Annotated in this window: 6 protein-coding genes; 5 read left to right on the forward strand and 1 reads right to left on the reverse strand. The window is 72.5% G+C overall.

Annotated features, from left to right (window positions below; translation table 11 throughout):
• Positions 1-1,242 precede the first annotated feature (1,242 nt).
• The 4 genes from ABZS40_RS05205 (at position 1,243) to ABZS40_RS05220 (ending at position 5,765) form a co-directional block, all read left to right on the forward strand.
• Positions 1,243-2,427 (forward strand): zinc-dependent alcohol dehydrogenase, encoded by a 1,185-nt coding sequence (locus ABZS40_RS05205; RefSeq protein ID WP_354942339.1) that lies wholly within the window; start codon positions 1,243-1,245, stop codon positions 2,425-2,427.
• A 5-nt stretch (positions 2,428-2,432) separates the two neighbouring features.
• Entirely contained in the window at positions 2,433-3,353 is a 921-nt protein-coding gene (locus tag ABZS40_RS05210) for an SDR family NAD(P)-dependent oxidoreductase (RefSeq protein ID WP_354942104.1), read from the forward strand.
• 113 nt (positions 3,354-3,466) lie between these two features.
• Complete coding sequence (locus ABZS40_RS05215; RefSeq protein WP_354942106.1) at positions 3,467-4,471, forward strand: serine hydrolase; 1,005 nt, start codon at positions 3,467-3,469, stop codon at positions 4,469-4,471.
• Positions 4,472-4,595: 124 nt separating this feature from the next.
• Positions 4,596-5,765 (forward strand): MBL fold metallo-hydrolase, encoded by a 1,170-nt coding sequence (locus tag ABZS40_RS05220; RefSeq protein ID WP_354942107.1) that lies wholly within the window; start codon positions 4,596-4,598, stop codon positions 5,763-5,765.
• A 49-nt stretch (positions 5,766-5,814) separates the two neighbouring features.
• Here the strand turns inward: ABZS40_RS05220 and dgt are convergent, their stop codons facing one another.
• Positions 5,815-7,326: a dGTP triphosphohydrolase gene (gene dgt, locus ABZS40_RS05225; RefSeq protein WP_354942108.1), complete on the reverse strand. Its 1,512-nt coding sequence runs from the start codon at positions 7,324-7,326 to the stop codon at positions 5,815-5,817.
• A 171-nt stretch (positions 7,327-7,497) separates the two neighbouring features.
• Between dgt and ABZS40_RS05230 the strand changes: the two genes are divergently transcribed.
• Positions 7,498-9,806, forward strand: a 2,309-nt coding sequence (locus ABZS40_RS05230) for a Tex family protein (protein WP_354942340.1), incomplete at its 3' end; no start/stop codon positions are given.

Below are 9,806 nucleotides of genomic sequence, written 5' to 3' on the forward strand. Positions count from 1 at the left end.
ACCGTCCCCGGCTCCGGGCGGTCAGGCTTGATCCCTCCGCCGGGGACGGTCGCCCCAGCCCTGACCCTGGTCACGGCTCGTCCGCACCTTGCGCTCCTACTGGGGTACGTCGATAGCTCCCCGAACCAGCGCGCCCATGAACCCGGTCCGAGTGAACCGAATCCGCGCCCGCTCCGGCCCGCGGCACCTCATCCCACGCACTCCGGCCCATGCTTTCCGGCCCGCGGCACCCCGGCCCGCCGCACCCCGGCACGCCGCACCCCGGCACGCCGCACTCCGGCCCATGCTTTCCGGCCCGCCCCGGGGCCCACACCCTCCGGCCCGCGCGTTCCACTCCGCCGTACCGGGCACACCTCGGCCAATTGCGTCGCGCTGCTCCGCCCCGCCCTCTCCGGCGCGCCCAGAGCCGCCGCACCCCGCCTGTCCCATCGCGCCAGGCCTCACTCGGTGCGTCTCTCGCCTCCCCGTCCCGCCTTGCTCCACCCGTCCCGCCTTGCTCCACCCGCCGCGCCTTACTCCACCCGTCGCGCCTTACTCCACCCGTCGCGCCGCCGCCCGCCTCGTCGCGCACGGCCCACCCGTCGCGCATCGCGATGATCCACTCGGGTTTCAGGAAGTCGGCCTGTTGCCGGCCTGGGATACCGCGACTTCAAGGAACTCGAGTGGATCAAGGCCACGCGACCCGAATGCCGACACGACAAAAAGTGTCAAGCCACGCATTTCGCCGACAGATGAGCGGACTCGACGCCAGATGAGCGAACTCGACGCCAGATGGATGGACTCGACGCTCGACGCGGGGACTCGACACGCTGATGCGGGGACTCGACGCGCTGATGCGGGGACTCGACGCGCTGATGCGGGAACTCGACGCGCTGATGCGGGGACTCGACGCGCTGATGCGCGAACGAAGCACAACGCGGGGACTCGACACGCGGATGCACCGATCACGTGCCCGCCCCGGCGAACGCACCAGGGCTGAGCTGCTTCGCCCGCAACGCGCCGGCGGACGCCGTCCACGAGGGCTGGAGGGCGACCGTCCCCGGCGTAGGGATCAAGCCTGACCGCCCGAAGCCGGGGACGGTCGCCCCCCAGCCCCCACCGCAACCACCGACAAGGCCGCCACCGACAGAACCGGGAGAGAGGACGCAGGAACCACGACCACAGGCCAGGGACGGGCGGCCGGTTCAAGTGCCTGAGCCCGGGTAGCAGTCTTCGAGACGGCAGTGAGAAGGGATGAGGGACATGAAGGCGCTCACCTGGCAGGGCAAGCGAGACGTACGGGTCGAGGAGGTCCCGGACCCTCGGATCGAGGAGCCGACCGATGCGATCGTGAAGATCACCTCGACCGCGATCTGTGGTTCCGACCTGCACCTCTACGAGGTGCTCGGGCCGTACCTGACGCCGGGTGACGTCCTGGGTCACGAGCCGATGGGCATCGTCGAGGAGGTCGGGTCGGAGGTGTCCGGGCTCAAGCCGGGCGACCGGGTGGTGGTGCCGTTCAACATCGCCTGCGGCAGTTGCTGGATGTGCGAGCGCCAGCTCTACGCGCAGTGCGAGACCACCCAGGTCACCAGCGGGGGCAAGGGCGCGTCCCTGTTCGGTTACACCTCGCTCTACGGTTCGGTGCCGGGCGGGCAGGCCGAGTACCTGCGCGTCCCGCAGGCCCACTTCGGGCCGATCAAGATCCCGCAGACCGGTGCGGACGAGCGCTACCTCTACCTGTCCGACATTCTGCCCACCGCCTGGCAGGCGGTGAAGTACGCGGACACCCCACGAGGCGGCACCCTGGCCGTCTTCGGCCTGGGTCCGGTCGGGCAGTTCTGCGCGCGGATCGGCCGCCACCTCGGCGCGGGCCGGGTGATCGGGCTGGACCTGGTGCCCGAGCGGCTGGAACTGGCCCGCCGGCACGGCATCGAGGTGCTCGACGTGAGCCAGCTGTCCGACGTGCCGGGCGCCCTGATCGATCTGGTCGACGGGCGCGGCCCGGACGCGGTGATCGACGCGGTCGGGATGGAGGCGCACGGTTCGCCCGGGGGCAAGTTGGCCCACGCCGCTGTCGGGTTGCTGCCGGACAAGCTGGCCCAGACGATGACCGACCGGGTCGGCATGGACCGGCTGTCCGTCCTGCACGCCGCGGTCAAGGGGGTTCGTCGCGGGGGCACCGTGTCGGTCTCCGGGGTGTACGGCGGCGAGGCGGACCCGATGCCGCTGATGGAGATGTTCGACCGTGGCATTCAGTTGCGGATGGGGCAGTGTCACGTGCGCCGGTGGACCGACGAGATCCTGCCGCTGCTCTCCGGCGACGACGACCCGCTGGGCGTGGAGGACCTGCGTACCCACCGGTTGCCGCTGGCCCGGGCGCCGCAGGCGTACGAGATGTTCCAGAAGAAGGAGGACGGCTGCATCAAGGTCGTGCTCGAACCGTGAGCCGGGTGGTCGTGATCGTTGGCGCGAGCAGCGGGATCGGCCGGGCGACGGCCCGGGCGTTCGCCGAGCGCGGCGACCGCCTGGTCCTCGCCGCTCGCGCCACCACGACCCTGGCCGAGGTACGCGCGGAGTGCGCGGACGTCGACGTGCTGACCGTGCCGACCGACGTGACCGAGCCGGACGCGCTGGACGCGCTCGCGGGTGCGGCGATCGACCGCTTCGGACGCATCGACGTATGGGTGCACACGGTGGCGGTGATGGCCTACGGTCGCTTCGACGAGCTGCCGGAACGGGTCTTCGACCAGGTGGTACGGACCGATCTGCTCGGCGCCGCCGGCTCGGTGCGGGCGGCGCTGCGGCACTTCCGGGCCACCGGGGCCGGCACGGTGATCCTCACCGGTTCGGTGCTCGGGCACATCACCGCTCCGTACATGAGCGCGTACGTGGCGAGCAAGTGGGGGTTGCAGGGTCTGGTCCGGACGGTGCAGCAGGAGTTGCGAGACAGCCCCGCGATTCGGCTGTGCCTGGTCAACCCCGGCAGTGTGGACACTCCGGTGTATCAGCAGGCGGCCAACTATCTGGGCCGGGTCGGGCGACCTCCGCCGCCGATCACCAGCCCGCAGCGGGTGGCCAGGGCCATCGTGGACTGTGTGGACCGGCCCCGCCGGGAGGTGTCGGTGGGCCGGCTCAACGTGGTGCTGCGGGCCGGCTTCACCGTGCTGCCGGGGGTCTACGACGTCCTTGTTGGACCGTTGATGAGGGCGGCGGGACTGAGTGGACGGTCAGTCGCCCCGCATGACGGCTCGGTCTTCGCCGCGAACCCGGCCGGCGAGGCGGTGCGCGGCGGTCACCTCCCCGACCTGCGGAAACTCCTGTTCGGACCGGTCGGTGCGGTGGGTGCTGCACTGCGCCGACGGCTCGACTGACCTGTTCGGAACTGTTCGGGACATACTCGGGGGGCGACGTGCGTCGATCAACTCGCCTAGGGTGGTGGGCCAGCAAGCGCTCAGGCACACCACCATCGGGGAGACGATTGACCATGCGACTGAACCGCAGGACGGCACTCGGATTGGGCACGGTGGCCACCGCCGGCACGGTGCTGGGCGCCGCCGCCCCGGCGAGCGCCGCCGAGACCACCGAGGCGTCGCCGACCACTCCCGCTCAGGCCGCCCGTCGGGTCGCCTCCGTCTTCACCAAGCACAGCGCCGCGGCCGGCGGCAACTGGCAGGCGTACGTCAGCGTCGCCGACCCCGCCGGTGCGCCGGTGGTCGCGGTGGAGGCTGACGCGGACCGGCGGATCGAGGCGTACAGCGTCAACAAGATCGCCGTCGCCACGGCGGTGCTCGACAAGGTCGACCGGGGGCTGCTCACCCTGGACCAGCAGGTCGAGGTGAGCGCCGCGATCGTCGTACCGGGCGGTGACGGCATCTTCAGCCTGGACGGCGCGTACCCGAGCCTGGTGACCATCGGGCACGTGCTGGCCAACCTGCTGACCGTCTCGGACGACACTGCGGTGCGGCTGTGTGGGCTGGTCGCCCCGGCGGCCGAGATCAACTCCATCCTGGTCGCCAAGGGCTTCCCGAACACCCAGGTTCAGCCGGTGGCCAACCCGAACCGGTTCTTCCTCGGCACCAGCACCCCCCGGGAGACGCACGACCTGCTGCGCGCCCTGGTCGCCGGCACGCTGCTCTCCCCCGCCTCGACGACGTACCTGTTGGGCATCCTGCGCTCCCCGGTGGCGTTCACCGACGGCATCCGGCGCACCATGTCCTCCGACGAGCGGGCCCGGATCGCCACCAAGGCCGGCTGGTTCGCCGACGCCCGGCACGAGGCCGGCGTGATCTTCGACCGCTCCGGCGCGGCGGTGCTCACCTACGCCCTCTTCGCCGACGGGCAGGCCAACCCGGAGGACTTCGGCGCGACCCACCCGGCGGTGCAGGCCCGGGCCGCCATGGGCCCGAAGTTCCTGGCCGCTGTGGACCGGATCGCGGGCGTGGGCAAGAGGTTCCGGATCACCGCCCGACGCCCCAGCAACGGCGGCTAGGGCACCCCGCAACTCCCTCCCGGGTCGGTCGCCGCTGTCGGTGACCGACCCGGCGTGGCGACCACCGAGGCACGGTTCGGTCCGGGTGACTACCGTGTAGGGCGGACACGTCGGAGGGACGGCAATGGCACGAGCGCAGAACACAGACGTCGAACGGTCGCTCGGGCGGCGGATGCGGGGCGCCGCCGGCCTGGCCGCGCTGGCCGGCCTGGCCTGGGTCGCCCGGGATGTGCCGGCGGCGCTGGGTGGCCGGCTCAGCGGGGCGCGGGCCGAACGGGCAGCCCGCTCGCCGCAGTTCCGCGAGGGCACCTTCCACAACCGGGCCGGCACCCGCACGATGATCGCCGAGCCGGGGCGCAACCTGGTCCGCGAGCTGATCTTCGGTAAGCAGAAGCGGCGTCCCACAGCGCCCGTGCCGCTGCTGCGCCCCAGCGCGTCCGCGCCGCCCGGGCCCGCCGGCGGACCCACGGCCGCCGGCACCACCGACGAGCTCAACATCGTCTGGTACGGCCACGCCTCGACCCTGATCGAGATCGAGGGCCGGCGGGTGCTGCTCGACCCGGTCTGGAGCGACAGGTGCTCCCCGTCGGGTCTGGTCGGCCCGCGCCGGCTGCACGAGCCACCGGTGGGCATCGACGAGCTGCCCCCGCTGGACGCCATCCTGATCTCGCACGACCACTACGACCACCTCGACATGGCCACAGTGCGGGCGTTGCTCGCCGGGCAGTCCGCGCCGTTCCTGGTGCCGCTCGGCGTGGGCGCGCACCTGGACCGCTGGGGCGTACCCGCCGAACGGATCATCGAGCTGGACTGGTCCGAGTCGCACGAGGTCGCCGGCCTGGAGATCACCGCCACCGCCGCCCAGCACTTCTCCGGACGCGGGCTGCGCCGCGACGGCACGCTCTGGAGCTCGTGGGTGGTGGCCGGGGCGCGCCGCAAGGTCTTCTACACCGGCGACTCCGGCTACTTCGACGGGTACGCGGAGATCGGCGCCGAGTACGGGCCGTTCGACGTGACGCTGATGCAGATCGGCGCGTACGACAGGGCCTGGCCGACGATCCACATGTTCCCGGAGGAGGCGGTCAGCGCCCACCTCGACCTACGTGGCGGGCTGTTCCTGCCGGTGCACTGGGCGACGTTCAACCTGGCCCTGCACGACTGGTCCGAGCCGGTCGACCGGCTGTGGGCCGAAGCGAAGGCCCGCGACGTGCGGCTCGCCGTGCCCCGGCCGGGCGAGCGGGTGGTGGTCGACGAGCCGCCCGCCGTCGACGGCTGGTGGCAGGCCGTCGCCTGAGCCAGGCCACAGCAGGCGTCGCCTGACGGCGGGTCAGAGCTGAACCGGGTCAGAGCACGAACGCGTCGGTCCAGAGCGCGCCGGACCGGCCGGAGAGCGCGTCCAGCATGGCCACCGCCTGACCGTCGGTGAGCTGCGCGACGAAATCCACTATGGCTCGGCCCCGGGCGCGACCGATCCGGTCCGGGGTACGCGGGTGCAGCTCCGCCTCGGCCAGCTCGACCAGGTCGTGCAGCCGGCGGGGCAGCCGGGACTCCTCCGCCGGGTCGAGCAGCCACTCCCAGAGCGCCTCGACCAGGGTGCCCAGCAGCCGGGCCTGGCCGCGCTGGTGCAGGGCGAGATCCGGGCGGGCCAGCACGAACCGATGGTGGACGAACTTGAGCACCTGCACCTCGTGCCACTGGGCGCAGCCGAGCAGCACGTGCCCGGAGCGCACCGACGGCTGCTCGGTGACCGTGATCGCCTCGACGAAGCGGGTGGACCAGCGGGCGGAGAACCGGGCCACGTACTGCTCGGCCTCGATCGAGCCGTCGAACGGCATCGCGAGCAGCCCGTCCACCAACTCCTCGCGGACGTGTTCGACGGCGGCGGCGAACGCGTCGTCGTCGGCGATCCAGGCGTCCTTGCGGTGCAGTTGCCGGCGTAGCCGCTCGATCGCCGCCCCGGGTCGCCGGGCCGCCGTGGCCAGCGCCGCGTCGGTGATCGCCCGCAGCTGCCCGCTCTCGCGCTGCCAGGCCATCAACTCCGCGGAGACCGAACCCTGCTGGAGCACCCCGACCCGGTAGAAGTCCTCCACGTCGTGGATGGCGTACGCGATGTCGTCGGCGGTGTCCATCACGGACGCCTCCACGGTCTGCTGCCAGTCCGGGACGCGACCGGCGAACGGCGCCCGGGCCTGCCGCAGGTCGTCCAGCTCGGTCCGGTACGCGCCGAACTTCGACGAGCCGCTCTCCGGGTCGTCCGGCGGCGGGGTGGCGCCGCGCGGCGGCGGGTCCATGGTGCGCGGGTGCGGGTCGGGGTGGTCCAGGCGGGTCCACGGGTACTTCAGCATGGCCGCGCGGACCGCCGCGGTCAGGTCCAGCCCGGTGGTGGCAGCGCCGCGGATCTCGGTGCTGGTGACGATCCGGTACGACTGCGCGTTGCCCTCGAAACCGTCGGAGAGGCCGAGGCGCTGGCGGGCCAGCCGGTCCAGCACCCGCTCCCCCAGGTGCCCGAACGGTGGGTGGCCGAGGTCGTGGGCGAGTGCTGCCGCCTCCACCACGTCGGGGTCGCAGCCGCCGAGCTTGTCCAGCAGGTCACGCCACCGTTCGTCGGCGCCCAACCGCTCGGCGACCGCCCGGGCCACCTGGGCGACCTTGAGGCTGTGGGTGAGCCGGTTGTGCACCAGCAACCCGGAGCCGACCGGGCTGATCACCTGGGTGACGCCGCCGAGGCGGGCGAAGAACGGCGAGCCGACGATCCGGTCCCGGTCGGCGCGGAACGGGTTGGCAGTGAGGTCGCCGAGGGCCCGGGCGCTGCCGCCGAAGAGCCGCCGGGCGCGCGGCTCCGCAGCAGATTCCATGATCGCCACGCTAGCGCAGGCCCGACGGGACCGCCGCCGGTCACCCCGGCCGGGCGCGGTGGTTCGGTCCTCCGCCCCGGCCGGGCGCGGCGACAGCGCCCCGGCCCGCCCGGCAGAATGCAGGCGTACCCGCTCTTTGAAGGCGGATCGAATCGAAGGCGGATCGAGATCGTGACCCAGTCTGTTCATCAGCGGATCGCCGACGAGCTCGGCGTGGCCGAGCGTCAGGTGCGGGCGGCCGTGGAGCTGCTCGACGGCGGCGCCACAGTGCCGTTCATCGCCCGCTACCGCAAGGAGGCCACCGGCCTGCTCGACGACACCCAGCTGCGCACCCTGGAGGAGCGGCTGCGCTACCTGCGCGAGCTGGACGAGCGGCGGGCCGCGGTGCTGGAGTCGATCCGCGGTCAGGGCAAGTTGGACGAGGCCCTGGAAGCGCAGATCATGGCCGCCGACTCGAAGTCCCGGCTGGAGGACATCTACCTCCCGTACAAGCCGAAGCGGCGGACCCGGGCGCAGATCGCCCGCGAGGCCGGGTTGGCGCCGTTGGCCGAGACGCTGCTGGCCGACCCGGGGCAGGACCCGCGGGCCACCGCCGCCGGGTTCGTCGATGAGGAGAAGGGCGTCGCCGACGCCGCCGCCGCGCTGGAGGGCGCGCGGGCGATCCTCATCGAGACCTTCGCTGAGGACGCCGACCTGATCGGCACGCTGCGCGAGCAGATGTGGTCACGGGGCCGGCTGGTTTCCCGGGTACGCGAGGGTCAGGAGGCGGCCGGCGCCAAGTTCGCCGACTACTTCGACTTCTCCGAGCCGTACCCGAAGCTGCCGTCGCACCGGATCCTGGCGATGTTCCGGGGCGAGAAGGAGGGCGTGCTCGACCTGACGATGGAGTCGGAGGAGGCGGGCGAGGCGGACGCCGTACCGACCGGCCCGACCCGCTACGAGGCGGCCATCGCCGGCCGGTTCGGGGTGTCCGACGCGGGTCGCCCGGCCGACCGTTGGCTGACCGACACGGTCCGCTGGGCGTGGCGTACCCGGATCCTCATCCACCTCGGCGCGGACCTGCGGATGCGGCTGTGGCAGGCGGCCGAGGAGGAGGCCGTCCGGGTCTTCGCCACCAACCTGCGGGACCTGCTGCTCGCCGCGCCGGCAGGCACCCGGCCCACCATGGGCCTGGACCCGGGCCTGCGGACCGGGGTGAAGGTGGCCGTGGTGGACGCCACCGGCAAGGTGCTCGCCACCGACACCATCTATCCGCACGAGCCGCGCCGGCAGTGGGACGCGTCGGTGGAGACCCTCGCCCGGCTGGCCGGGGCGCACGGGGTGGAGCTGATCGCGATCGGCAACGGCACCGCCTCCCGCGAGACCGACAAGCTCGCCTGTGATCTGATCGCCCGGCACCCGCAGCTCAACCTGACCAAGGTGATGGTCTCCGAGGCCGGCGCGTCGGTCTACTCCGCCTCCGCGTACGCCTCGCAGGAGCTGCCCGGGATGGACGTGTCGCTGCGCGGCGCGGTCTCCATCGCCCGCCGCCTCCAGGACCCCCTCGCGGAGCTGGTCAAGATCGACCCGCGTTCGATCGGCGTCGGTCAGTACCAGCACGACCTGTCCGAGGTGAAGCTGTCCCGGTCGCTGGGCGCGGTCGTCGAGGACTGCGTGAACGCGGTCGGGGTGGACGTCAACACGGCCTCCGCGCCGCTGCTGACCCGGGTCTCCGGGATCGGCGCCGGTCTGGCCGAGAACATCGTGCTGCACCGGGACGCCAACGGGCCGTTCCGCTCGCGTACGGAACTGAAGAAGGTGGCCCGGCTCGGGCCGAAGGCGTTCGAGCAGTGCGCCGGCTTCCTGCGAATCCCGGACGGCGACGACCCGCTGGACTCCTCCAGCGTGCACCCCGAGGCGTACCCGGTGGTGCGCCGGATCCTCTCCACCACAGGGCAGGACCTGCGCTCGGTGATCGGCAAGAGCGGCATCCTGCGCGGGCTGCGGGCCACCGACTTCGTCGACGACAGGTTCGGCCTCCCCACCGTCACCGACATCCTCGCCGAGCTGGAGAAGCCGGGCCGGGATCCCCGCCCGGAGTTCCGCACCGCGACCTTCGTCGAAGGGGTGGAGAAGATCAGCGACCTGACGCCGGGGATGGTGCTGGAGGGCGTGGTCACCAACGTGGCCGCGTTCGGCGCGTTCGTCGACGTCGGGGTGCACCAGGACGGTCTGGTGCACGTCTCGGCGATGTCCCGGACCTTCGTGAAGGACCCCCGCGAGGTGGTGAAGTCCGGCGACGTGGTCAAGGTCCGGGTGCTCGACGTGGACGTACCCCGCAAGCGGATCTCGCTGACCCTGCGCCTGGACGACGAGCCCGCCACCGGCGGCGACAGTGGTAGCCGGACCGGCCAGGAGGGTCGGGGCCCGGCGCAGCGCGCGCCGCAGGGTGGTCGCGGCGGCGGACAGAGCGGCCGCGAAGGCCAGGCCGGTCGCGGCGG

This window comes from Micromonospora sp. NPDC005324, from assembly GCF_040607155.1.
Classification (GTDB): Bacteria; Actinomycetota; Actinomycetes; order Mycobacteriales; family Micromonosporaceae; genus Micromonospora; species Micromonospora trifolii.

Bases quoted from the DNA above. Each gene is read 5' to 3' on its own strand.
- dgt (WP_354942108.1), bottom strand. From the start codon at position 7,326: ATGGAATCTGCTGCGGAGCCGCGCGCCCGGCGGCTCTTCGGCGGCAGC.
- ABZS40_RS05215 (WP_354942106.1), top strand. From the start codon at position 3,467: ATGCGACTGAACCGCAGGACGGCACTCGGATTGGGCACGGTGGCCACC.
- ABZS40_RS05220 (WP_354942107.1), top strand. From the start codon at position 4,596: ATGGCACGAGCGCAGAACACAGACGTCGAACGGTCGCTCGGGCGGCGG.
- ABZS40_RS05205 (WP_354942339.1), top strand. From the start codon at position 1,243: ATGAAGGCGCTCACCTGGCAGGGCAAGCGAGACGTACGGGTCGAGGAG.